Raw genomic sequence first — 23,988 nt, 5'->3', positions numbered from 1 at the left:
CGGCCTGGGCGCCCCTGTCTGTCCGCGTGCTCCCTATGCTTCTCCGAACGGACGCAACGCCCCCGCGGCGCGATGTTCATCGTGCCTGTGCAGCTCGCCGTCGAGCGCCGCGCTGTCGGGCTGACGCAGCTTCGTGAAGCCGCCGCGATAGACGTTCTCGACGTACGACATGATGTTTTCCTGCGCTACCGACGACAGGATCGCGTGATCGGTGTGCTTGCAGAAGGCCACGTGAATGCGCGTGAAGCGCGCGAGCCGCGTGCCGCGCACGCCGAAGTAGCGCTCGAGCTCCTCGACGCCTTCGTCCAGCACACCGAACACCAGGTGCGTGTCGACGCCCCGTGCTTCCAGGTTCGCGAACAGATGCCGCTCGTCACGCGCGCCGAATTCGAGGCCACACAGTTGCTCGATCCGGTCGGCCAGCGTTTCGCCGGTCCGCGCGAGCTGGCGTACCACCAGCTCGCGCACGAGGCCCCAGCCGCCCGTCTCGCCCTTGAGCACGCGCAGCCATTTGCCCGGCTGCTTCATCGAGCGCATGTAGTTGCGCGTCGAGCCGAACGCGGACACCGGGATCATCGGCTTGCCGTGTTCGTCGCAGACGTTACGCCATCTGAACTTCTGCACGTTGACGATCACCGCGCCCACCACCGCCGCTTCGCGCATCGCCGCATGCAGGCCGGTGTATGCGCCCGAGCAGATGCCGAGCAGCAGCGCGCCCGCATGACCGCGCGCGGCAAGCCAGCGCGACGCGTACGCGGCGTCGCCGACACTCGACTGAGAGTACAGCGCGTCGAGGCTCAACGTGTCGCACGACGGCATGCTGTCGCCGACACCACGGACGTCGATGCGCAGCGACGCGATCCCCTGGCGTGCGAGACGCCGCGCGAAATGTACGCCGAAACGCCCATTGCCGATCCGCGACACCGCGCCGGTATTGAGCAGCAGCACCGCCGGGGCGCGCGCCGCCGCGGCGCCGTCGGGCCGGCAGTAGATGCCGAACACCTTGCCCTCGTTCAGCCACACCGGCGTCTCGTGCAGCCTCGGCGCGACATAGTGCCCGCCCGCCGGCTCTTCGCCTCGCTCGGGCACGCGCGCCACCGTTTGGGCCGTTTGCGCGCTCCCCGCCAGCAGCCAGTTCTCGATGGTCTCGAACGCGGCGTGCGGTATTTCGCTTTCGAGCGGTTCCATCATGAAGCGGCTGTATTCGTCGAACGGGTGACGCTCGAGCTCGACGCCATGTTCGCTGTAATGCGCGGCGAGCGCACCGGCGCGAGCCGGGTTCAGTGAATCGAGCAGCAGCACGCGCGCGGCCGGCCGGCTCGTCGCGCGATACAGATCCGCCGCGTGCAGGCTTTGCAGCGTGTCGCGATACATGCGGAAGCCATACGCTTCGACGAACTCGTCGGTATCGGGCTCGACCACGCAATCCATCGCGGCCGGATCGTTCAACCACTGCCGGTAATGCGCGCGCAATTCGCGCTGGTAAGTCTTGCCCGACAGCACCGGCGACATCAGCACGAGACCGTGCACATCGCCAAGTTCCTGCGCGGCAAGCGCGGCCAGCATGCCGCCGAGACGCAGACCGCACACGCTGACACGCTCGACGCCGGTCGCCTCGCGCAGTTGCGCGACCGCCTGCTTCACGCTGTCGATCCATGCGCGCCACAGGCCGGCGTCGGTCGGGTCGCCGGCTGAATCGCCGGTCGCCGGGTAGTCGAAGCGCAGCACCGGCATGCCGCGCGCGGCGAGGCGCTCGGCGAGCCGGCGCATGCCGCGATACGTGCACAGCGTGTCGTAGCCAAACGGGGAACACATCACAACGCCATCCGGGCCGTTCGCTGGATGCAACCAGCCGAATTTGCCGTCGAAGACGATGGGTCTCACGGTCCGCTCCTTACTCTTCCTTTTCAAATGATTACAACAAAGGTGCTCTCGCGCATATGTGCGTCGCGCCACATTAGTTTGGGTTCCGAATCGCGCTGCGCTGGCGTGTGTCGATGAGCGTGCTGTGCAGTGCAGCATGCCCCGCGTGTGGACCGACGCGCGGCGGATCGCGTCGGTCATGCGCTGTGATCGATGCCCGCGACTGCGTGCAGCGTGCCGGAGCATTACGTGATGGAGACGGCGCGGGCGCGCTTAGGAATGCTCCGCAATGCGGTGCGCGCGGCCGGCTCGTGGCCAACCACCGCGCTACCCTATGAGCTTTGCCATTTAACCCCCTCCCGATCGCGGCTATCTGTACGGCCACCCACACAGTCACGCGGCGCCCGGGGGCAAGATGCAAGACCTGCGACGCGTTGATGCCGCCGCGTATGTCCGCGCGGCCCTTCTCACCGGCCCGGCAATGGAACATGGAACGAAGCATCGTCAGGAACATCTTCATCAACCTTGCCGGCGCCGTCGCGCCGACCTTCGTTTCCCTCGTGACCGTGCCCACCTACATTCATCTGCTGGGCGCCGAGCGTTACGGGGTGATCAATCTGGTGTGGGCGGTGATCGGCTACTTCAGCGTCCTCGATCTGGGCACCAGTCTGGCGACCGAAAACCAGATCGCCAAGGCTCGCGCGGCCAGCGACGATTCGATCGAACCGATTTTCTGGAGTGCGTGGTTCATGAATCTCGGTACCGGCATCATCGGCGGCGCGCTGATCTATGCCGGAGCCATTGTCTACATCACCTACGGCGTGAAAATCGAGCCGACGTTCCAGCATGAAGTGATGGCGAGCCTGCCGTGGATCGCGGTCGCTGTGCCGATCGCGAACGTGACCTGGGTGTTCGCGGGCGCGATTACCGGCGTCGAGTGCTTCACGAGCTACAACATCAACCAGACGCTCGGCACCGCGCTGTTCCAGTTGCTGCCGATCGCGGCGGTCCTCTGCTTTTCGCCGTCACTGGCGATCGCGATTCCAGCCGCCGTGATCGCGCGTTTCGTCGGCGGCCTGATGCTGGGCGTGGCCGCCATTCGCGCGCTCGGCATTCGCCGTATGCGGATGCCGCAATGGCGCTTGATGATCGGGCTGTTCCGCAACGGCCGCTGGCTGCTGATGTTTTCCGGCGCCAACATGATCGCGTCGACGCTCGACCGCGTGTTCATCGGCGGACTGCTCGGCGCGCGCTTCGTCACTTACTACGCGACGCCGCAAAACCTGATCAATCGATTGAACCTGCTGCCGCTCGCTATGGTGCGCACCCTGTTTCCGCGACTGTCGGCGGCGTCGCGCGAGGATGCGGATGCGCTCGCGCACAACGCGCTCGCGTTTCTCAATGGAGCATTTACGCCATGCGTGATCATCGCGCTGTTCGCCCTGAAGCCGTTTTTGCTGCTGTGGCTCGGACCGCAGTTCGCCGCCGCGGCGCCGGTCGCGAGCGTGCTGATCCTCGGCGTGTGGCTGAGCGGCCAGTCGAGCATCCTCGGCAGCCTGTTGCAGGCGCAGACCCATCCCGTGGCAGTGGCGAGCGTCAACTGGCTTCAGTTGCCGTTCTTTACCGGCGCGTTATGGTGCGGCATCCACTGGTTCGGCATCATGGGCGCGGCGGTCGTCGTCGTGCTGAAGGTGCTGCTCGATTACTCGGTGTTGCTCGCGTTCTCAGGGCTGCATGCATGGACGATCGTGCGCAACATGCTCGCGCATCTCGCGTTTCTGCTCGTCGCGCTCGCGCTTGCGGATTCGATCAGCGCGTTGCTGCTGGCGATCGTCGTCGCGCTCGCGTTGAGCGCGGCGAACTTCGGCATGTCGCTGCGCGGGTCGAGCGAGTTGCGCGACGCGCTTTACAGGCTCTGGCTGCGTTGCGCGCCGTCGTCCGGACGGGCACAAGGCTGAGTCCCGGCGCGCGCAATCAATGACGCCGGTCCACCGCTCGTTCACGGTCGGTGGACCTGGATGCCAAGGCTGAAACGCGTACCCAGCCGACCCGGCATCACAACAGTTCGAACGTATTGACGAACGGTGCGCCGTCGCGCTCGCGGCGCCTCGGACCGAAGCGCGCCTGAGCGCCGCGCACCTGACGCGTGAGACCGATGAACGGCATACCGTGTTCGAGGTACGGTCCCTCCGTCTTGCGAAAGCCGAACTGCTCGTAGAACCCGCGCAAGTCAAGCGGTGCGCTCACGCGCGTGGCGCGGCCCGGCCAGCGTTGGGCGACCGCTTCGAGCACACGCTCGATCAGCATCTCGGCGGTGCCGTCGCCGCGCCGCAGCGGACTCGTCAGCACCTTGTCGATCGTCACTTCCGGATCTTCGGAATCGCCGGGCTGCACCCGCGCATAGGCGAGCACCGGCATCGGCCGCGCCATGTCTTCGACCGCGAACACATGCAAGGCCTGCTCGTCGCGACCGTCCGCGTCGAGGCACACATGCGACTGCTCGACGACGAATACCGCACTGCGCGCACGCAGTACGACATACAACTCACGTGCAGATAGCTGATCGAACTCCAGCGTTTTCCAGTTCATCACGCCCCCGGCTGTCAAAATTTTCGGCGGGTCCGGCGATGCCTGCCGTGCGCGACGGCAGGCCGATCCATGACGGTCCCTCATCATCGACTACACGGTAACGTGCGCTAAAGATGTGCTTCCGTGCGCCATCGCACTGACGCTCGGGGTTGACGATCCTTAAATACGAGCCAACGAAGCGCAGCCTTGCCACGTTCGCCCGGTATCGCAGATGGCTTCACGCAGGCCCGCCTGCAACACTGCACTGCACCATCGCGAACGCACGCCGCGGTCTTCGCACCGCACGAAACTACACACGAAAATCAGGTGCCGACGTCATTCGACCTCGGTACCCATCGGCAGACCTTTGACCATAAGGGAGCACTGCATGAAAACTGCATTGAGACGCATCCTGTCCGAATCCGCACGCCTGGATGTCCCGCTGGAAAGCCTCGCCGACGACGCCGACCTCTATGCTGCCGGACTCTCATCGCTCGCGACCGTGCATCTGATGCTTGCCATGGAAGACGAATTCAACGTCGAAATTCCTGACCGTATGCTGACGCGCCGCCTGTTCTCGAGCATCGACTCGATGGCCGCCGCGATGACGGAGTTGCAGCAGGCCAAGGCGGCAGCATGAGTGCGCCGCTGCTGGATCAGGCCGCCGCAGCGGCCTGCGGGGCGGCCTCGAACTCGGCTACTGACGCCCGGACCGGCGACGGCCGGGGCGCTGCCACCGGGACGCTGAGCGCGCTCGATACCGGTCCCGAATGGCGTGCTGCAGCGCATCGTTGCGCGGCGATCGCCGCGCAGTACGCGGACGCCGTGGACCGCGAGGCGCGCTTTCCGGTCGAGGCGTTCGACGCGCTCAAGGCCGAGCGTTTGTTGTCGGCGATGGTGCCGACCGCTTTCGGCGGCGCGGGCCTGTCGCTTGCCGATATCGGTGCGATCTGCGAAACGCTGGCGCAGGGCTGCGCATCGACCGCGATGATCTATGCGATGCATCAGATCCAGGTCGCGTGCATCGACTCTCATCGCGGCGCCTCCGCCTGGCAAGCGAGCCTGCTTGCACAACTGGCCGAGCAGCAATGGCTGCTCGCGTCGGCGACGTCGGAAGAGACGATCGGCGGCAACATGCGCACGAGCGCGTGCTCGGTGGAGCTCGATGGCGCGCGTTTTCGGATCGAAAAGCTCGCCCCGACGATCTCGTACGGCGCGCACGCCGACGGCATCCTCGTGACCGCGCGGCGCACCGCCGACGCGGCCGCGTCCGACCAGGTGCTGATCGTCGCGCTGCGCGCCGATACGCAGCTCGAGCGGCGCGGCGGCTGGGACGCGATGGGCATGCGCGGCACCTGCAGCGAGGGCTTCCGGCTCGTCGCGACCGGACTGGCCGAACAGATCCTCGCGACGCCGTTCGCCGACATCGCCGATCAGACCATGCTGCCCGTGTCGCACACGCTGTGGGCCTCGGTATGGACCGGCATCACCGTCGACGCGGTCAATCGCGCGAAAGCGTTCTTCCGCGCGCAGGCGCGCGCGAAGCCCGGCACGATGCCGCCGGCGGGCCTGCGGCTCGCCGAAGCGGTCGGGCTGCTGCAGATGATGCAGGCGCGTTTATCGGTCGCGCTGGAGGCCGCGCGCGCCGCGCATCAGGCACGCGAGGGCGCGACCCAGGCGGACGCCCCGCTCGCGGCGATGCTCGGTTTCGCGTCGGACATGAACACGCTGAAGACCAGCATTTCGACCACCGCGCTGCAGGTGGTACAGGAAGTGCTGATGATCTGCGGCATGGCGGGCTACAAGAACGGCACGCCCTATAGCGTCGGCCGCCATCTGCGCGACCTGCACTCGGCGCCCTTGATGATCAATAACGACCGTATCGCGCAGAACACCGCGAGTCTGCTGCTCGCGCAACGTCCTGCCGCGCCGGGGAGACCCTGAATGAAGCTGATGACCGATACCGCCGCTATCGCCGCGGCCGCCGCCGCCACGGACGTGGGGCCTTCGCTCACGCTGCGCGACGAGATGCTGGCCGCCGGCCTGCTGATCGACACCGGTGAAAACGGACTGTATGGCCGCAGCCAGGTTTTCGAGGACGTGATCGAGCGACTGAACCTCGCGATTACGCAGCTGGGTAAAGATCAGCAAGCCGAAGTATTGCGTTTTCCGCCCGCGATGCGCCGCACCGACTTCGAGGATAGCGAATACCTGAAGAGCTTTCCGAATCTAGCGGGCACCATCCATTCGTTTTGCGGCGACGACATGGGCCACCACCGTCTGCTGCGCGCGCTCGACGATGCGATGGCCGACAGCGGCGACGACCGCGGCGACGCGTGGCTCGCGCAACAGAAACCGACGCGCGTCGTGCTGACGCCGGCCGCCTGCTATCCGATCTATCCGGTGATGGCGCGGCGCGGCGCGCTGCCCGCCGACGGCCGCACCGTCGACGTGCTGTCGTACTGCTTCCGTCATGAGCCGTCGCTCGATCCGGGCCGCATGCAGATGTTCCGTCAACGGGAATACGTGCGTCTCGGCAGCCCCGAGCAGGTGATGGCGTTCCGGCAGATGTGGATCGAGCGCGGCTCGCTGCTTGTGAAGCTGCTAGGCTTGCCGGTCGAAGTCGATCTCGCGAACGATCCGTTCTTCGGCCGCGGCGGCAAGATCGTCGCCGATAGTCAGCGCGCGCAGGCGCTCAAGTTCGAGTTGCTGATCGCGGTCGCCGATCCGCGCGGCAAAACGGCCTGCCTGTCGTTCAACTATCACATGGACCACTTCGGCGCGATCTGGAAGATCGCCTGCGAAGACGGCGCGACCGCGCATACGGGCTGTGTCGGCTTCGGCATGGAACGCATCACGCTCGCGCTGTTCCGTCATCATGGGCTCGACGTCGACGCGTGGCCCGACGACGTGCGCGCGCTGCTGTGGGGCGAGACCGAGACCCGCGTCGCGGATGCGCTGCAGGCGGCGCAATCTACGCAAACCGCGACCGTCGCCGGGGAGCGCGCATGAATCCATCGCCGACTTCGGCGCTTGCCGGCGCGCTCGCCAACTCGTCGTTGCCGCGACGCGCAGGCGATCCGCCGACGCATCAGCAGACCCACGCGCTGCCCGGTGCCGGCACGCAGTTGCGCGAGCACGTAGCGCACGCGCTGCATCAAGGCGAACGCGTGTGGCAGGAGACCAACTGCTATGTCGATCTGTGGATCGAGCTGCTGCACGGCTTCGGGCTCGATCCGCGTGCGGCGCTCGCGTTCACGGTCACGCAGGATTTCGAAGGCGATCAGTTCACGTTCTTCAAGTTTCCGCTCGACGATCTCGAACATCTGTATGGCACCCAGGTGCAGGAGCTCGCGATCTACGACTCGCTCGAAGAACGCGTGCTCGCGCAGACGCTGCGCGGCCACACCGTGCTCGTCGAGGTCGACGGCTACTACCTCCCCGATACGCGCGCGACCTCGTATCGCCGCGAGCATCCGAAGACCACGATCGGCATCGACTTCGTCGACACCGCCGCGCGCCGCCTCGGCTATTTCCACAACACCGGCTACCACCGGCTCGAGGGCGACGACTACGACGGCGTGTTTCGCAAGCTGCCGCATTTCACCGCGCAGCCCGATCTGCTGTTTCCCTACGTCGAGTTCGCCAAGCAGGCGCGGCCCGCGCTCGAAGGCACCGCGCTCGCGGAGGCGTCGGCGGAACTGCTGTGCGCGCATCTGGAACGGCGTCCGTTGACCAATCCGATTTCGCAATGGCGTGCCGCGTTTCCCGCGCATCTCGATACGCTGTTCGAGCGCGACGAGGCGTACTTCCATCTGTACTCGTTCAATCTGATGCGCCAGCTCGGCGCGAACTTCGAGTTCCTGCAGAAGTATCTGCAGTGGCTGTTCGCGCAAGGCTTCGAGATCCCGCCGACGATACCGGCCGCCGCACAACGCATCGCGTCGGAGTCGATGGTGATGCAGTTCCGGCTCATTCGCGCGATCGCGCGCGGCCGTCTCGATACCTGCGAAGACTGCTTCGACGTGCTTGAAAGCGCTTATGAAAAAACGCTGCCACCGCTGGCCGCTCTGGTGCGCTAATACGGTGATGCGTGGTTGCGCGCACTTCGTGCCGCGCGGTTTTTCCGGGAATTGACCGTGGATGTATCGACACTCGATCCGCCCGCTGACGAGGGCGATGCTGGCCGTGCGCGCGCGACCGGCGCGATCGCGCAAGCGCATGATGCAGGCACTGCCCGCGCCGCGCCCTCGCTATGGCCGCAACGGCTCGACACCGGCTGGGCCTGTCTGAGCACCGCGCCGCACGCCTATGAGTCGCCGACCGATCTGCCCGCGCAAGGCTGGCTCGCCGCGCAGGTGCCCGGCACCGTCGCGAGCGCGCGGCTCGCCGCCGGTCTGCTCGATGTCGATCACCCGCCACCGCTCGCATTCGACGATCACTGGTATCGCGTCACGCTGATCGATACGGGGCGGCGCCGCTTGCGTTTTCATGGACTCGCGACGCTCGCGCAAGTGTGGCTCGACGATGTGAAGCGGCTCGAGTCCGCATCGATGTTCATCGCCCATGATCTGGATATCGAACTGGATGGCCGCGCGACGCTCGTGCTGTGCTTTCGCTCACTGACGCCAGCGTTGGCGGCCAAACGCTCGCGTGCGCGCTGGCGGCCGCGGCTCGTGTCGCCGCCGACGCTTCGCAGCGTGCGCACCACGCTGCTCGGCCATATGCCCGGCTGGTGTCCGTCGATTCAGACGGTCGGCCCGTGGCGTCCGATCGAAATGCTCGGCGACGCGCCGCACGCATTCGACACGATTGATCTGACCAGCCGGCTCGAGCAAGAGGATGGGGTTGTTTCGTTGACTTTACGTTTCGTACGCCCCCACGACGTCGCGGCCTGCCGCGCGACACTTTCTTGCGGCGACCATGTTTCGTCTTTGCAATGGCACGATGCATATACACTCACCGGCGACGTGCGCGTGCCCCACGCGAAACGCTGGTGGCCGCATACGCATGGAGAGCCCACTTTATATCCTCTGACGTTGCAGCTCGTCGACGGCAACGTGATCTCTCAGTCTCTGGGCTCGATCGGCTTTCGTCGTATCGAAGTGGACCGCGGCGCCGATGCTGCGGGTTTCGCCTTGCGCGTGAATGAAGTGCCCGTATTCTGTCGCGGCGCATGCTGGACCAGCGCCGATCTCGTCACGCTAGCAGGCACCGAAACGCAATTGCGCCATACGTTCGAGCTCGCGCGCGCCGCTGGCATGAACATGCTGCGCGTCGGCGGCACGATGCTCTATGAGTCCGATCTGTTTTATGCGCTCGCCGACGAGTACGGCCTGCTGATCTGGCAGGACTTCGCGCTGGCGAATTTCGACTACCCGAACGATGCCGCGTTCAGCGCATTGATCGAGCGCGAAGCGAGCCAGTTCCTGAGCCGCACGCGTCGCTTTGCCTCGCTCGCGGTGCTGTGCGGCGGCAGCGAGGTCGACCAGCAGGCGGCGATGTTCGGACTGCCCGCGGCGCAGCGCGCGCAAGCGTTGTTTACCGAGCTGCTGCCCGCGCTCGTCGCGCGCGAACGTGAGGACGTGCCCTATGTCAGCAATTCGCCATCGGGCGGCGCGTGGCCGTTCTCGACCAACGAGGGCGTCACGCACTACTACGGCGTCGGCGCGTATCAGCGCCCGCTCGCCGACGTGCGCCGCGCGCAGGTGCGCTTCGCGGCCGAATGCCTGGCATTCGCCAACGTCCCCGACGAGGCGACGCTGCACGACGCGCTCGGCACGATCCACACGCACGATCCGCGCTGGAAAGCCGCCGTGCCGCGCGATCCTGGCGCAGGCTGGGATTTCGACGACGTGCGCGATCATTATTTGCAGGCGCTTTACGGCGTCGAGCCGGCGCGCTTGCGCTATGAAGATGCAGCGCGTTATCTGGATCTGTCGCGCGCGGTGGTTGCCGAGCTGATCGGCGACGTGTTCGCCGAGTGGCGGCGCGCGGGCTCGTCGTGCGGCGGCGGCCTCGTGTGGCAGTTGCAGGATCTGCGCGCGGGCGCGGGCTGGGGCGTGATCGACGCGACGGGACGGCCGAAAAGCGCGCTGCACGGCTTCGCGCAGACACTGCAGCCGTTGCAGATCACGCTCACCGACGAAGGCCTGAACGGCCTCGATATTCATCTGATCAACGAGCGCGCACAAACGTTTTGCGGCGAACTCGAACTGGTCTGTCTGCGCGACGGCAGCGTGAAGGTCACTTCCGCGCGACGCGCGCTGACGCTTGCCCCGCGCAGCCTGCAACGCATCAGTGCGGCCGCGCATCTGGGCCAGTTCTTCGATTTCACGCATGCGTACCGCTTCGGCCCACGCGCGCACGATGTCACGATTGCAACGCTCTACGATGCCGCGAGTGGCGAGATCGTGTCCGAAGCGTTTCATCTGCCCGAGCGTAGCGTGCACGCGCGTGATGACCTCGGTATGACCGTCGAGGTCGAACGTCGTGGCGACGGCAGCGGCTGGCAGCTTGCGATCGAAACGAAGCGCTTTGCGCGCTTCGTTCATATCATTGACCCTCGTTATCGCGCGGTGCGCGACTGGTTCCATCTCGCGCCGAACCGGCGCTGTATCGTGCCGCTGCGTGCGCTCGAACCGCTGCTGCCGACCGCCTTCGCGGCGTCGCCGCAAGAACTCGTTGCTCCTGCATCAAACGCGGCCTTTAAAGTGGATGAAACATGCGGGGCACCCCAGGGGGAAGTCCGCGCGATCAATGCGCTATCCGCCATCTTCTACGGCTAGTGGTCATTCCGAACTAGTCGCACGTACGCGAAGCGCCCCAAAGCTCGCTTCGCAGCTCTCGAACTGTCTGCCCGGCTCGCTCACTGTTGGCTCGAACGCGACTGTTGCCGGCTTTGAGAGGCCTTACGTGCGACAGCGCACGCACTCCATTTAACACTTCTGAATCATTTCCGGCACTTCACGAGGAGCGCTTCAAAACGTGCATGCGGCGCCAGGTTCAAATCTGAGACAGCTTCGACAGCACCCAGTTTTTGGCCGTGAAGCCTTTGATATCAAGGGATTCGCCCAAACCCGAAGCTTTCATACGATGCATTCCCCATCCGGCAGGGGTGTGCAGAACTGAAACAAAAAGCCGCCTTTACTCTCCCGACGCGCTCCGGGCTTCTTCGCTGCGCCGCATCAGCAGGCGTTTTCCCTAACGTTGGCACGGTCCTCGCTACTACCTCCACGCAACAGAGTGTCACCGCACACGAGCGCAACAACAGAGGCGGTGGCAGACAGGCCTAAAACGGGGCCGATGTGTTCATCCAGGCTGCTCGCCGGGCAGCCCACTCCCGAGGATGCGGGCATCGGATCAAATAAACGGAGAGAGTCGCGCGAGGCGCGACTTTCATGCGAGGACCGATCATGTTGACACTTCAATCCGATTTGCACGGTAACCATCTGCTGGGCGCAATGCCGTCGCACGAATGGCAGGCACTAGCTCCCCACCTCGAACTGGTTCATCTGCGCACCGAGCAACTGCTATGCGACTCGGGTCAACGGATCCATCATGTGTACTTCCCCACCACCGCGATCATCTCAATGCTCTCGACGATGGAAGACGGCAGCTCCGTCGAGATCGCCGCGGTCGGCCGCGAAGGCATGACCGGCGTGCCGGTCCTCACGGGCGGCGAAACCATGCCCAACCGCGTACAGGTGCAATGCGCGGGCTTCGCCTACCGGATGAGCGCGCAGGCGCTCAAGCAGCAGTTCGCGCGCTCCGACTTTCTGCGCCGCCTGATGCTGCTGTATATGCACGCTCTTCTGACCCAGGTCGCGCAGACCGCCGCGTGCAACCGCCATCACTCGCTCAACAAGCAACTGTGCCGCTGGCTGCTGATCGAGGTGGACCGCGTGGCGTCGAACGATCTGATCGTCACGCAGCAGCTGATTGCCGACATGCTCGGCGTGCGCCGCGAAGGCATCACCGAAGCGGCCGGCAAGCTGCACGACGAAGGCCTGATTCATCATAGCCGCGGTCATATCAAGGTGCTCGACCGCAAGGGCCTCGAAGCCCGCGCGTGCGAATGCTACGGCCTCGTGAAACGCGAATTCGATCGTCTGCTGCCGCGACTGCGCCAGGCCGAGACCGTCGAATAAGCGGCACGCGGCTAGATGACCGGGGTCGATTTGCCTATGTTCAGGATTACTGCTCGATGTCTCGACGCACTGTTCGTGATTGCAGGCGGTCTGCTCGCCCACTGGATGCGCTTTTCCGCGCCGATCGCGTTCGCCGATACCGAGCGTCTTCTGATCGCGTTCAAGTGTGTGCTGGTTCTGTTGCTGTTTCCGGGCTTCGGGGTCTATGAGACGTGGCGCGGCAAGGCGCTCGCGCCGGTGCTCGCGCGAATCGCCGCCGCGTGGCTCACGGTGGTCGCGACCGCGCTCCTGCTCGCGTTCACGCTGCATCGGACGGATGCGGTGTCGCGCCTGTGGCTCGGCTACTCGACGCTGATCTCCGGCGCGTTGATCATCGCGACACGCTGCATCATGCACGTGGTGCTGCGCTTCGTACGTCGCCGCGGCATGAACGCGCGCACCGTCGCGATCGTCGGCGCACCGGGGTTTGCGCGCACGCTGCTCGCGCATCTCGAGCATGCGCCGCAAGCGGGCTTCAAACCGGTGTGCGTGTTCGACACCAGCGTGCAAGGCCACGACGCGTATGGCGCGCGTCTGACCCGCCTACCCGTGCTGACGGATCTGGAAGCGTTCGCGACGAAGGTGCGCAATGAACGCGTGAACGAAGTGTGGCTCGCGTTGCCGCTTTCCGAGGAACACACGATCTACCGCTTCACGCGCACCTTCAGACACGACTTCGTCAATCTGCGCTTCATTCCCGACGTGCGCAGTCTGTCGCTGTTCAATCAAGCGATCGTCGATGTCGTCGGTTTGCCGACGCTGAATCTGAGCGCGACGCCATTCTCGTCGCCGCAGATGTGGCCCAAGCTGATGTTCGACCGCCTGTTCGCCGTGCTCGCGCTCATCGTGCTCGCGCCGGTGTTCGCCGTGCTCGCGATCGGCATCAAGCTCACGTCGCCGGGACCGGTGTTTTTCCGGCAGATCCGCAAGGGCGTCGACGGCCAGCCGTTCGGCATCTACAAGTTCCGCTCGATGACCGTGCACCAGGAAGAGCACGGCCAGATCACGCAGGCGACCCGCAACGACTTGCGCGTGACGAAGCTCGGCAGCTTCATGCGTCGCACGAGTCTCGACGAGCTGCCGCAGTTTCTGAACGTGCTGCTCGGTCAGATGTCGGTGGTGGGTCCGCGTCCGCATGCGGTCGAACACGATGATCTGTACAAGGACCAGGTATACGGCTACATGCACCGTTACCGCATCAAGCCCGGCATCACCGGCTGGGCCCAGGTCAACGGCTATCGCGGCGCGACCACCAAGGTCGAGAAGATGGAAGCGCGCGTGAAGTTCGATCTCTTCTATATCCAGAACTGGTCGTTCTGGTTCGACATGAAGATCGTCTTCATCACGATTTTCAAGGGCTTTGTTGGCCGCAACGCGTTCTGATCATGCCATCGAGGCAATCGCATCCGGGAGTGTCGGTCATCGTGCCGGCACTGCGGCGCATGCGAAGTGCGGGTACTGAAGGCGGTGCGCTGAAGGATCGCCGGAATGCGCCTGCGTTCCATTCGAGAAAAACACCCAACCGGGCAACAACGCGTACACGCCGCTGCGAATAGAAGCGCCAACGCCGGCGGCCCGATCGACAGCCGCCGTGGTTGACGCAAGATGAGCAGCCGCGACGGACCACGTCATGGACGGGTCCGCCGCGCGACACCGCCTCTACAGGAACGCGCTGACATCGGTCTGAAACCGTACCGCGAGCGCCTTGGCGACTTTCTTGCTGATCGCGCGGCGCCCCGCGAGAATATCGCTGACCACGGTCGGCGACGCGATGCCGGCCAGATCCTTCTGCTTGAGACCATGCGTGATCAGCAGATGGCGCAGGACCTCGCGCGGCTCCGCTTTTGGAATCGTCAGGTTGCGCGCTTGCCAATGACCGACCAGTTCCGTCACGATCGCGTGCAGATCGGCGAGCGGATCGTTGTCGTTGCCGCTTAGATGATCGGACAGCGAATTGGCGACTCGCACCATCTGGTGATAATCCTCTTCGGTGCGAATCGGCGTGATCGGCAACTGGCTCTTCAGCGCAGCCCACGTTGCGGAGATGTCGGGAAAGGGTCCCGGAAGGCGATCGGCATTCATGAGTTTTAATTCGTCCTCGTCCAAAAGCCGTCGGCGCGTTAATCGGTGACGCGCGAATGACGACTGCCTGTTGTAGTGAATCGCCGTGACACGCCGAATTGCCGGCACGGCGAACTTCGCAGTGAGGAAATTCAGCGATCACGATAGCGAACGTCTGCTTCAGGTCGTTATGGCCACGCGAGGCATGCCGCGCCAGCGAATATCTCGCCCATAGCGCGTGGCGCGCACCCCGATGTGGTTTTTTGAAGTCCAATACTGCTTGCTTGACAATGACCCGCCGCGGCTGGCCTTGCACGCGCGGCGCCTATCGCGCGATACGCGATACGCGCTGCCGACACAAAGCGCGAAGCGGACGCGCCCACACCAAGAGCCGCCCGGACGCGTTGGTCAGAACGGCTCGTTACTGCCCGTTGCGAAATCACTGCATGACGACGAAAACCTCTTTCTCTCCTATCGAAAACTCCACGAGGCGAGAACAGCGAAAGATCCTCACCTCATTGCCTCCACCTGCTTTTCGGCGCCGTGTCGCTGGCGATGCCGAGTTCCCGGGTCGCGAGATCGGGCTGCGCCCACCTCACCGGCTCCCCCAGCTCCATCGCCGGCAGACCCTGAGCGACCGCCGCAATCGTGCGCGTGACCTCGGCCATGAACGCCCGCCGGAACACCTGAGGCGAAAACCGCTCGGCATTCGCGCGACAGGCCGCCGGCGTGATGTACGCGCTCAGCCGCTCGAAGCGGTCGATCGCGTCGAGCATTGACACCGCCGTCTGACGCGCGAAGAAAACGCCGGTCGGATGCGGGTCGCCGACCGGCACTACCGTTTCGAGCGCCCCGCCCCTGGCGAACGCAATGACCGGCGTGCCGCAGGCCTGCGCTTCGAGCGGCACGATGCCGAAATCTTCCTCGGCGGCGCACACGAAGGCTCGCGCACGCGCCAGATACTCCTTCAGTACGCCGAATGGCTGATAGCCGAGGACCGTCACGTTCGGTCCTGCCTTCGCGCGGATCGACGCCATTTGCGGCCCGTCGCCGATCGCGATCAGCTTGCGCTGCGGCGTGGCGTTGAACGTCTCGACGATCAGATCGATGCGTTGGTGCGGCACCATCCGCGACACGGTCAGATAGAAATCGTCTTTTTCGGTGCGCAGTTCGAATTCGTTCACGTCGACGGGCGGCGGAATCACCGCGGCATCGCGCCGATAGGTTTTCATCATGCGCCGCGCGACCGATTGCGAATTCGCGATCAGACGATCGACACCATTCGTCGACTGCGCGTCCCAGCCGCGCAGGTAATGCAGCAATACCCGCGCGGCCCACGACTTCGGCCCGCGCAGCAGATTCGCTTCGCGCAGATACTGATACTGCAGATCCCACGCATATCGCATCAGCGAGTGCACGTAACTGATGTGCGTCTGATGAGGGCCGACCAATACGCCCTTCGCGACTGCGCAAGAACTGGTGATGATCAGGTCATAGCTCGACAGATCGAACCGTTCGACGGCGAGCGGCATCAAGGGCAAATAGGCGCGATAACGGCTGCGCGCAAACGGCAGGCCTTGAATGAACGACGTGGTGACCGGCTTACCGGCAAGCGGCGTGCGATCTTCGAGAAAATCGACGACGCTGAAAACGTCGGCGTCGGGAAAGCACTCGATGATCTGCCCGAGCACTTTCTCGGCGCCGCCGGGAGCGACCAGCCAATCGTGCACGATCGCTACTTTCATATTCCGTCCTATCTGTCACGAATCGCCACCTGGCCTCAGAGAAGAGTGTATGTGCCACGTTCCTGACTGTGCGTGCGCGTGCCCACATTCGACGTGCGACAGTAAGCGAGTAATTCGCAGACTCCGTTCGCGTCTGCAAAAACACGGCTTCATTCCGGCGCTTTCGTATGTGCACTACGCCTGACGTATCGCCTCACGCCTGCTCGCCAGTCCAGCCCACCCCTTTACGATCGGAGCGCTGCGCGAGCGACGGGCGTGCGACCTCGACGGCCGCAGTGCCTCGCGTGCCTGGCGTGCCGTTTGGCGATCGGAGCAGTCAGTTGGGAGGGCCGGGTTCGGCCCTGGGGGAATTCGCCGTGCGCTGCACGGCGCGCGACGCAGTGGTGCTGCTGTCGGACGGTCCATTGCGCGTGCGCTTCGAAGCGCCTGGCGCGCGGATGATCGGCGACGCGCGCGTGTCGGGCATCGCGCGGCGGGCATCGGCGGCTAATTGTCTGCGCACGGTGCCAGACATTTTCCGCCAGGTGCGCGCGATTGCCGCCGCGGCGGGCGGTATAAGCGGGATCGTGCGGCACGACCGCAACAAAAAACGCGTGTGAACCGTTGGAGCGGCTCACACGCGTCAGAGCGAACAGAAACACAATTCGCTTAATTCTGGCCGTACGTGATCGTTTGCACGCCGGTGTCCGTGCCGAGCAGGCACAGACTCGCGCCGCGGCCCGCGAACAGGCCGACCGTGACGACGCCGGGCCATGCGTTGATATGCGCCTCGAGCGTGCGCGGGTCGCTGATGCTCAAGCCCTTCACGTCGATGATCTCGTTGCCGTTGTCGGTGATGAACGGCACACCCTCTTTCGTCACACGCACGACGGGCACGCCGCCGAGCGCCGTCACGCGCCGGCCGATCGCGGTGCGCGCCATCGGCACGACTTCGATCGGCAGCGGGAAATGGCCCAGCGTCTCGACGACCTTGCTCGCATCCGCGATGCAGACGAAAACTTCCGACACCGACGCGACGATCTTCTCGCGCGTGAGCGCGCCGCCGCCGCCCTTGATCATCGCGCCGCTGTGATCGATTTCGTCGGCGCCGTCGACGTACACCGGCAGCGAGTCGATCTCATTCAGGTCGAGCACCTTGAAGCCGTGCGATTGCAGACGCGCGGTGGTGGCGAGCGAACTCGACACCGCGCCGCGATAGCGGGATTTGGTGGCGGCCAGCGCGTCGATGAAGCAGTTCGCGGTGGAGCCCGTGCCGACGCCGATCACCGAGCCTTGCGGCACGTTGGCATTCACGTAATCGGCGGCGGCCTGGCCGACCAGTTGCTTGAGTTCGTCTTGAGTCATGGGAGAGGCGGGAAAAGCGTGAAAAACCCGTAGTTTACCGGAGTGGCGCGGAGAAGGCCGGGTTTGGGTGGCTTTGTGCCGCGGACCACGTTTGTTTGCCGGACACGATTGGACACATTGAGACACAGGAATCATCCATCGCCATCACGAATTGATCGGCGAAATTGATCTATTCATGAATGCGCACCCGATGGACCTTGATCCCGCTTTCGAAAGGGAATACGACACTGGCTTTTGCGCCAAATGTGGGGCTACACCAAAGCGCCTCCTGCGCAAATAGCTGTATTTTCCGCACTCAAAGCAAAACGCCCGGAACCACCACCGCGTTCCGGGCGCCCACAATCGGACAACAAACAAGAACGACGACAGAAAAACTACTTCTTCACCGCCCGCTGCCGCACAGCCTCGAACAGACACACTCCGCTAGCCACGGATACGTTCAAACTCTCCACCGTCCCCGCCATCGGAATGTTCATGACGACATCGCAGGTTTCACGCGTCAGGCGTCGCATGCCCTCGCCTTCGGCTCCCATCACGAGCGCCACCGGCCCGTCGAGTTCCGTTTCGTAGACACTCTTCTGCGCGTCGTCGGCCGTGCCGACCACCCAGACACCCGCGTCCTTCAGTTCGCGCAGCGCGCGCGCCAGATTCGTGACCGTGATGTACGGGACCGTGTCGGCCGCGCCGCTCGCGACTTTCGCGGCGGTCGCGTTCAGTCCCACCGCGCGATCGCGCGGCGCGATCACCGCGTGGGCGCCGGCCGCGTCGGCGACGCGCAGGCAGGCGCCGAGATTGTGCGGATCGGTCACGCCGTCGAGCACGAGGATCAGCGGCGAGCCGCTGATGCCGTCGAGCAGTTCGGCGAGATTCTGCGCAAGCGGCAGATCGCCCGCGCGCGCGACCACGCCCTGGTGACGTTCCGTGCGCGCGAGGCCCCACAGACGCGTTTCGTCGGCGGCGATCAGACGCACGCCCGCGTCTTTCGCGGCGTGCAGGAATTCGGTCATACGACGGTCCTTGCGCGTCGCGTCGTAATAGACATCCTCGACCGTCGACGCATCGTGCCGGATACGCGCGGTCACTGCGTGGAAACCGTATAAGACCTTATGACGTGCCATGACTGAACAACCTTTGATGGGGCGCGCATTCAACGCGCGCCACTGTGATGAATATGAAACCAAAAGGCAGACCGCGCGCAACCGGCACGTGCTCACGTGCCCGCTGCGCGCGGTCCCGGCGCTGTGAAAGCCTCAGCGCTTCTTGCGTGCCTGCTTCGACGCCGCCTTGGTCGCGACACCGTGCTTCCTCGCCACGCGCGCTTCCTTGACCGCCGCGCTCTGCGCGGGCGCGGCCTTCTTGCGCCGCGGACCCGGCACCGACGCGCCACTTTCCACCGGCGGCATCACGCGCACGCGCGGGCCAGCGCCTTCTCCCTTGTCCGCCGCGATGCCACGTGCCGCAGGCGGCTTGATCGGCGTATCGCGCACAAGGCGGAAGTCGATCTTGCGCGCGTCGAGATCGACGCGGCTCACCTGCACGCGCACGCGATCCGACAGCCGGTAGCGAATGCCGGTTCGCTCGCCGCGCAGCTCGTTCTTGATCTCGTCGTACTGGAAGTAGTCGGAGCCGAGTTCGGTCACATGCACGAGGCCTTCGATGAACAGCGAATCGAGCTGCACGAAAATACCAAACGACGTGACGCCGTTGACCATGCCGCCATACTCTTCGCCGAGCTTGTCGCGCATGAAATAGCACTTGAGCCACGCTTCGACATCGCGCGATGCTTCGTCGGCGCGGCGCTCGTTCGCCGAGCAGTGCAGCCCAAGTTCTTCCCAGATCGCCACGTTGTTCGCGCGCCCGCGGGCGCCCCGCTTTTCCTCGTCGGCCTGTTGCATCGCGCGGGCGCGCGGCGACAGTGCGGTATTGAGCTCGACGCCGTGCGGCGGCTGCGGCTGATACTTACGGCCCTGCAGGATCGCGTAGATCGCGCGATGCGTGAGCAGGTCGGGGTAACGGCGGATCGGGCTCGTGAAGTGCGCGTAGGCCTCGTAGGCGAGGCCAAAGTGGCCGATGTTGTCGGGGCTGTAGACCGCCTGCTGCATCGAGCGCAGCAGCATCGTCTGCAGCATCGAGGCGTCGGGCCGGTCGCGGATCTGCGCCATCAGTGCGGCGTAGTCGCTCGCGTGCGGCGTGTCGCCGCCGCCGAGCGTCAGGCCCATGCCGCGCAGGAAGGTACGCAGGTTCTCGAGCTTTTCCGCGCTCGGGCCCGCATGCACGCGGAACAGGCCCGGATGCTTGTTGCGCTTGAGGAAGTCCGCCGCGCACACGTTCGCGGCCAGCATGCATTCCTCGATCAGCTTGTGCGCATCGTTGCGCGTGCGCGGCACGATCTGCTCGATCTTGCCCTGCGCGTTGCAGACGATGTACGTCTCCGTCGTATCGAAGTCGATCGCGCCGCGCTTCTGACGCGCCGCGAACAGCGCCTTGTAGACGCCATACAGATTCTGCAGTTGCGGCAGCAACGCGGCGCGGCGGGTCGCTTCCGGGCCTTTGGTGTTTTTCAGCACCGCGGCGACTTCGGTGTAGGTGAGCCGCGCGGCCGAATGCATGACGCCCGGATAGAACTGATACGCCTTCACGTCGCCACGCGCGGTGACGATCATGTCGCACACGAGCACGCAGCGGTCGACTTGCGGATTCAGCGAGCACAGTCCGTTCGACAGCTTCTCCGGCAGCATCGGGATCACGCGGCGCGGGAAATACACCGACGTGCTGCGCTCGATCGCGTCGGTATCGAGCCCGCTTTGCGCAAGCACGTAATGCGACACGTCCGCGATCGCGACGATCAGGCGGAAGCCGTCGCCGCGGCCCACCTGCACCGGCTCGCAATAGACGGCGTCGTCGAAGTCGCGCGCGTCCTCGCCGTCGATCGTGACGAGCGGCACGTCGCGCAGGTCGACGCGATGGCGAATGTCGGCCGGGCGCACTTCGTCGGGCAGCTTCGCCGCTTCGGCCAGCGCGGCCTCGCCGAACTCGTGCGGCACGCCGTACTTGCGCACCGCGATTTCGATTTCCATGCCGGGGTCGTCGATATCGCCCAGCACTTCGACCACACGGCCGAGCGGCTGCGAATGACGGCTCGGAAAATCGGTCAGCTCGACCACCACGACCTGGCCAACTTTCGCCTTGCGGGTGTTCTGCGTGATCAGGATGTCGTGGCCGATGCGCTTGTCTTCGGGCGCGACGATCAGCGCGCCGTTCTCGTTGAGCAGACGGCCGATCACGCGCTTGTTCGCGCGGTCGGTGACCTCGACGATGTGCCCTTCGGGCCGCCCACGCCGGTCATAGCCGACGATGCGCGCGAGCACGCGGTCGTTGTGCATGACCTTCTGCATCTCGCCGTTGGGCAGGAACAGGTCGTCCTGGCCGTCGTCGCGAATCAGGAAACCGTAGCCGTCGCGATGGCCCTGGACGCGGCCCGCGACGAAGTTCGACGGATGGGTCAGTTGATAGAGATTGCGCTGATCGAGCCGGATCTGGCCGTCGCGCTCCATTGCGCCGAGACGCTTGAAAAATCCTTCGCGCTCCTGGCGCTTGATCGACAGGGCTTCGGCGATGTCGTTCGCGGCAAGCGGCACTTCACTCGTGCGCAGCACGCCGAGGATTTCTTCGCGGCTTGGAATCGGATACGGAAATTTGCTCAAGGGCTTATCGATGATTTTTTCTCGTTGCATGGACGTCGGTCGGCGATGTGATCCGGCCTGGAAGGCGTTTGCGTAATGCGCGCAGTCGCGCTCGGCTGCATCTGCACGGCGGCTGCGCTGGCTCGGTCATTGCACCTGCTGCTTTCTGCTCTTCTGCTCCCACTGCGATTTGCACCGGAAACTGCCTGGGTCCGGCTCGTTCGACGCCAGCCGACGCGCGTCTGCCTGATCGCAAGTGACACTCGCGTCGGGACGCCGGATGTGCATCGTGCCAACGAACTACTGCGAGGCATTCTAACACCCGTGTCGGGCGCCACGCGGGCCTGCGGCGGTGGTTGGGACGCATAGTGCGCCGGGCTCGCCGCGAGGTTGAATCGCGTTCGGCAAATCGCTTGACAGGTCGGAATCTGTCGCTATAATTGCGGTCTTTGCTGTTCATCACCTGCCCAGGTGGCGAAATTGGTAGACGCACTAGGTTCAGGTCCTAGCGGTGGCAACACTGTGGAGGTTCGAGTCCTCTCCTGGGCACCATCAGTTGTTCCGGCGTAAGCCGTAGTGGTCCGAGAAACCCCGTAAGATCAAGGTCTTACGGGGTTTTTTGTTGCCTGCAGTTCCGTTACGTTCCGCTGACGTCGATCATTTTTACGTATACTGTTGCGTATACCAGATTCGGGGGCTTTGTCATGCCCAGACGCGTCGATTCGAAGTCGGAATTGGTCTTTCGCGCCGCCAAGCCGCGCGCGCAGCCTTACCTGCTCGCTGATGGAAATGGTCTTGCACTGAGGGTCCGGCCAAACGGTACCCGGACGTGGCTGTTGCGATATCGGCGACCGGGCACCAGCAAGGAAAACTTCCTCAGCCTTGGTCCCTACCCTGACGTCTCGCTCGTGGATGCGCGTAAAGCAGCCACCATCGCGCGCAACCTCGTCCGCGATGGCACCGATCCCGTCGAGCACCGGAGAGCCGAGTCAGCGGCGCGCAAGCGCGCAGCCGAAGGCGCATTTCAGCTTGTGGCTCAGAAGTGGCTCGCATTCAAGCGCAAGGAGTGGGCCGATGAGACGTACCGGAAGGCCGAGTTCGTGGTGCGCGAGTACCTGAGTCCGGCGCTTGGCAATAAGCCGATTTCGACCTTGGCTACGCCCGAGGTCAAACCCGTGCTGGAAGCGATTGCGGCGCACGCGCCGAACCTCGCCACGAAAGCGCGCCAGTACGTCGGCGGCATCGTGACCTACGCAATACAACACGGTCTAAGAGAAGACGGTATTCCGCTGTCGCTGCGCGGCGTCATCCCACGGCATAAGAAAGGGCATATTCCGGCAATCACGAAACCCGCCGAGATCGCGCCGCTCGTGCAAGCCATTAACACCTATAAATCGCCGATCACGCGGGCCGCCCTGAAACTGACCATGCTTACCGGTCTGCGTCCGGGGATGGTCGCAGCCGCACCCTGGGACGAAGTGGATCTCGATGTGGCCGAATGGCACGTCCCGGCCGGCCGGATGAAGATGCAGCACGAGCACATCGTGCCACTGCCGAAGCAAGCGGTTGAGTTGCTCGAGGAGCTCGAGGCTCTGACCGGCCGCGGACACTACGTCTTCCCCTCACCGGCGCGCCAGAAGACGCCGCATTTGCACCGGGATGCCCTAAGCAAGGCATTGCGCGAATTGGGCTTCCAGGGAAAGCATGCAACTCACGGATTCCGCGGCATGCTACGCACCGTGGGGAGGGAGCGGCTAGGCATCGACATCGACATTTTGGAGGCGCAACTCGCGCACGCAAAACGAGGGGACGTGCAGAAGGCGTATGACAGGACAACCTTCGACGATGACCGTCGCCGCGTTATGCAAGAGTGGGCTGATTACATTGACCGGCTCTGCAGCGCGAAGCCGTAATTGAGCCGACCGATGACGACGCCCTCGCTACTTGGAGCACCGCCCATTCTCATTCAACGCCTTCTCGCTCGTCTTGGGGCACCCTCCCCACTCGATTGTCAATCCCAAGGCGGGAGCCCAGTCGGGACAGCGTTTCCGCCTTGTCACGCTGGATCGATACCGTCAGTGATACCGGAAACTCCAAGCAGCAGTTGTCAGCTTTGACGAGACTGTATCGGAGAATCGACCCGTGCTTCCATTGAAAGATCGCAGACACGAAGCATTCGAGGACGGCTTCTGTCGAAATACCGTCGTCGATACCGTCAGGCACGTTCCAACACGGTCCCGGCAGAGCCTGCGGAAGCTATGCTACGCCCCTCAGAAGCGGGGAAGCTTCTCTGCGACAAAGCAAACGCTCTCGAAGCGCTACAGCCGCCGCAATCAAAATAATAGTGGCAAATTCTTGCACCGCCACGCTCAATTCCACGATTCCGGGCTGCGCCTCACCGATGTCGATCTCATATTGGCCGGCTGCTATTTCGACGTCTACATCTCATTTGCGCGGGCCCACCCGGTCTCAGCACCACCAGCGGTCAGAAAACCGACCTGGGATCCGACTCCGCTAACGGCACGTCGCTGATCC

17 protein-coding genes and 1 tRNA gene are annotated in these 23,988 nt (G+C 64.4%); 11 read left to right on the top strand and 7 right to left on the bottom strand.

The genetic code is table 11. From position 1 onward, the window contains the following. Positions 1-33: 33 nt before the first annotated feature. Complete coding sequence (locus OKW37_RS12300) at positions 34-1,884, bottom strand: alpha/beta fold hydrolase (protein WP_429406248.1); 1,851 nt, start codon at positions 1,882-1,884, stop codon at positions 34-36. A gap of 467 nt (positions 1,885-2,351) precedes the next feature. Between OKW37_RS12300 and OKW37_RS12295 the strand changes: the two genes are divergently transcribed. Next, positions 2,352-3,821: an oligosaccharide flippase family protein gene (locus OKW37_RS12295; RefSeq protein WP_429406249.1), complete on the top strand. Its 1,470-nt coding sequence runs from the start codon at positions 2,352-2,354 to the stop codon at positions 3,819-3,821. A 97-nt stretch (positions 3,822-3,918) separates the two neighbouring features. Here the strand turns inward: OKW37_RS12295 and OKW37_RS12290 are convergent, their stop codons facing one another. Continuing rightward, on the bottom strand, positions 3,919-4,452 hold the full coding sequence (locus tag OKW37_RS12290) for a GNAT family N-acetyltransferase (protein ID WP_184044011.1): 534 nt from the start codon (positions 4,450-4,452) through the stop codon (positions 3,919-3,921). Positions 4,453-4,819: 367 nt separating this feature from the next. On the opposite strand from OKW37_RS12290, the gene OKW37_RS12285 reads away from it, so the two are divergent. From OKW37_RS12285 to OKW37_RS12255, 7 genes are all read left to right on the top strand, one after another. Next, positions 4,820-5,071: an acyl carrier protein gene (locus OKW37_RS12285; RefSeq protein WP_090804328.1), complete on the top strand. Its 252-nt coding sequence runs from the start codon at positions 4,820-4,822 to the stop codon at positions 5,069-5,071. After that, positions 5,068-6,375 carry an acyl-CoA dehydrogenase family protein gene (locus OKW37_RS12280; protein ID WP_184068664.1) on the top strand — a complete coding sequence of 436 codons (1,308 nt, stop codon included), beginning with the start codon at positions 5,068-5,070 and terminating at the stop codon, positions 6,373-6,375. Before OKW37_RS12285 ends, OKW37_RS12280 begins: the two co-directional genes overlap by 4 nt. Next, positions 6,376-7,443: an amino acid--[acyl-carrier-protein] ligase gene (locus OKW37_RS12275; protein ID WP_429406250.1), complete on the top strand. Its 1,068-nt coding sequence runs from the start codon at positions 6,376-6,378 to the stop codon at positions 7,441-7,443. Then, complete coding sequence (locus tag OKW37_RS12270; RefSeq protein ID WP_429406252.1) at positions 7,440-8,513, top strand: DUF1839 family protein; 1,074 nt, start codon at positions 7,440-7,442, stop codon at positions 8,511-8,513. Before OKW37_RS12275 ends, OKW37_RS12270 begins: the two co-directional genes overlap by 4 nt. Positions 8,514-8,528: 15 nt before the next feature. Further along, positions 8,529-11,219 (top strand): glycosyl hydrolase 2 galactose-binding domain-containing protein, encoded by a 2,691-nt coding sequence (locus OKW37_RS12265; RefSeq protein WP_429406254.1) that lies wholly within the window; start codon positions 8,529-8,531, stop codon positions 11,217-11,219. Positions 11,220-11,846: 627 nt separating this feature from the next. Further along, complete coding sequence (locus OKW37_RS12260; RefSeq protein ID WP_184068676.1) at positions 11,847-12,581, top strand: Crp/Fnr family transcriptional regulator; 735 nt, start codon at positions 11,847-11,849, stop codon at positions 12,579-12,581. Between the two features lie 36 nt (positions 12,582-12,617). Continuing rightward, entirely contained in the window at positions 12,618-14,003 is a 1,386-nt protein-coding gene (locus tag OKW37_RS12255) for an undecaprenyl-phosphate glucose phosphotransferase (RefSeq protein ID WP_429406257.1), read from the top strand. 276 nt (positions 14,004-14,279) lie between these two features. On the opposite strand, the gene OKW37_RS12250 is transcribed toward OKW37_RS12255, so the two are convergent. Both OKW37_RS12250 and OKW37_RS12245 read right to left on the bottom strand, forming a co-directional pair. Then, positions 14,280-14,702 carry a helix-turn-helix domain-containing protein gene (locus OKW37_RS12250; RefSeq protein ID WP_026225425.1) on the bottom strand — a complete coding sequence of 141 codons (423 nt, stop codon included), beginning with the start codon at positions 14,700-14,702 and terminating at the stop codon, positions 14,280-14,282. 494 nt (positions 14,703-15,196) lie between these two features. Next, on the bottom strand, positions 15,197-16,426 hold the full coding sequence (locus OKW37_RS12245; RefSeq protein ID WP_429406259.1) for a glycosyltransferase family 4 protein: 1,230 nt from the start codon (positions 16,424-16,426) through the stop codon (positions 15,197-15,199). A 356-nt stretch (positions 16,427-16,782) separates the two neighbouring features. On the opposite strand from OKW37_RS12245, the gene OKW37_RS12240 reads away from it, so the two are divergent. Then, entirely contained in the window at positions 16,783-17,025 is a 243-nt protein-coding gene (locus OKW37_RS12240; protein ID WP_429406261.1) for a hypothetical protein, read from the top strand. A gap of 49 nt (positions 17,026-17,074) precedes the next feature. On the opposite strand, the gene rpiA is transcribed toward OKW37_RS12240, so the two are convergent. The 3 genes from rpiA to rnr form a co-directional block, all read right to left on the bottom strand. Further along, the gene (gene rpiA, locus OKW37_RS12235) at positions 17,075-17,770 is read right to left on the bottom strand and encodes a ribose-5-phosphate isomerase RpiA (protein WP_429406263.1); all 696 of its coding nucleotides are present in this window, start codon (positions 17,768-17,770) and stop codon (positions 17,075-17,077) included. A gap of 374 nt (positions 17,771-18,144) precedes the next feature. Then, positions 18,145-18,888, bottom strand: coding sequence for a 23S rRNA (guanosine(2251)-2'-O)-methyltransferase RlmB (gene rlmB, locus OKW37_RS12230; RefSeq protein WP_184029367.1), 744 nt, complete (start codon positions 18,886-18,888; stop codon positions 18,145-18,147). Positions 18,889-19,020: 132 nt separating this feature from the next. Then, entirely contained in the window at positions 19,021-21,504 is a 2,484-nt protein-coding gene (rnr, locus tag OKW37_RS12225; RefSeq protein ID WP_429406265.1) for a ribonuclease R, read from the bottom strand. A gap of 414 nt (positions 21,505-21,918) precedes the next feature. Between rnr and OKW37_RS12220 the strand changes: the two genes are divergently transcribed. Further along, positions 21,919-22,005 (top strand) — tRNA-Leu (locus OKW37_RS12220). A 152-nt stretch (positions 22,006-22,157) separates the two neighbouring features. After that, the gene (locus OKW37_RS12215) at positions 22,158-23,366 is read left to right on the top strand and encodes a tyrosine-type recombinase/integrase (RefSeq protein WP_184068691.1); all 1,209 of its coding nucleotides are present in this window, start codon (positions 22,158-22,160) and stop codon (positions 23,364-23,366) included. The last annotated feature ends 622 nt before the right edge of the window (positions 23,367-23,988 follow it).

Origin of the sequence: Paraburkholderia sp. MM5482-R2 (assembly GCF_050436125.1) — a bacterium.
GTDB lineage: Bacteria > Pseudomonadota > Gammaproteobacteria > Burkholderiales > Burkholderiaceae > Paraburkholderia > Paraburkholderia tuberum.
The sequence above is the reverse complement of the archived record's forward strand: the minus strand, read 5'-3'. Positions and strand labels throughout refer to the sequence as shown.

Bases quoted from the DNA above. Each gene is read 5' to 3' on its own strand.
- OKW37_RS12295 (WP_429406249.1), top strand. From the start codon at position 2,352: ATGGAACGAAGCATCGTCAGGAACATCTTCATCAACCTTGCCGGCGCC.
- OKW37_RS12290 (WP_184044011.1), bottom strand. From the start codon at position 4,452: ATGAACTGGAAAACGCTGGAGTTCGATCAGCTATCTGCACGTGAGTTG.
- OKW37_RS12285 (WP_090804328.1), top strand. From the start codon at position 4,820: ATGAAAACTGCATTGAGACGCATCCTGTCCGAATCCGCACGCCTGGAT.
- OKW37_RS12280 (WP_184068664.1), top strand. From the start codon at position 5,068: ATGAGTGCGCCGCTGCTGGATCAGGCCGCCGCAGCGGCCTGCGGGGCG.
- OKW37_RS12275 (WP_429406250.1), top strand. From the start codon at position 6,376: ATGAAGCTGATGACCGATACCGCCGCTATCGCCGCGGCCGCCGCCGCC.
- OKW37_RS12270 (WP_429406252.1), top strand. From the start codon at position 7,440: ATGAATCCATCGCCGACTTCGGCGCTTGCCGGCGCGCTCGCCAACTCG.
- OKW37_RS12260 (WP_184068676.1), top strand. From the start codon at position 11,847: ATGTTGACACTTCAATCCGATTTGCACGGTAACCATCTGCTGGGCGCA.
- OKW37_RS12255 (WP_429406257.1), top strand. From the start codon at position 12,618: ATGTTCAGGATTACTGCTCGATGTCTCGACGCACTGTTCGTGATTGCA.
- OKW37_RS12250 (WP_026225425.1), bottom strand. From the start codon at position 14,702: ATGAATGCCGATCGCCTTCCGGGACCCTTTCCCGACATCTCCGCAACG.
- OKW37_RS12245 (WP_429406259.1), bottom strand. From the start codon at position 16,426: ATGAAAGTAGCGATCGTGCACGATTGGCTGGTCGCTCCCGGCGGCGCC.
- rpiA (WP_429406263.1), bottom strand. From the start codon at position 17,770: ATGACTCAAGACGAACTCAAGCAACTGGTCGGCCAGGCCGCCGCCGAT.
- rlmB (WP_184029367.1), bottom strand. From the start codon at position 18,888: ATGGCACGTCATAAGGTCTTATACGGTTTCCACGCAGTGACCGCGCGT.
- rnr (WP_429406265.1), bottom strand. From the start codon at position 21,504: ATGCAACGAGAAAAAATCATCGATAAGCCCTTGAGCAAATTTCCGTAT.
- OKW37_RS12215 (WP_184068691.1), top strand. From the start codon at position 22,158: ATGCCCAGACGCGTCGATTCGAAGTCGGAATTGGTCTTTCGCGCCGCC.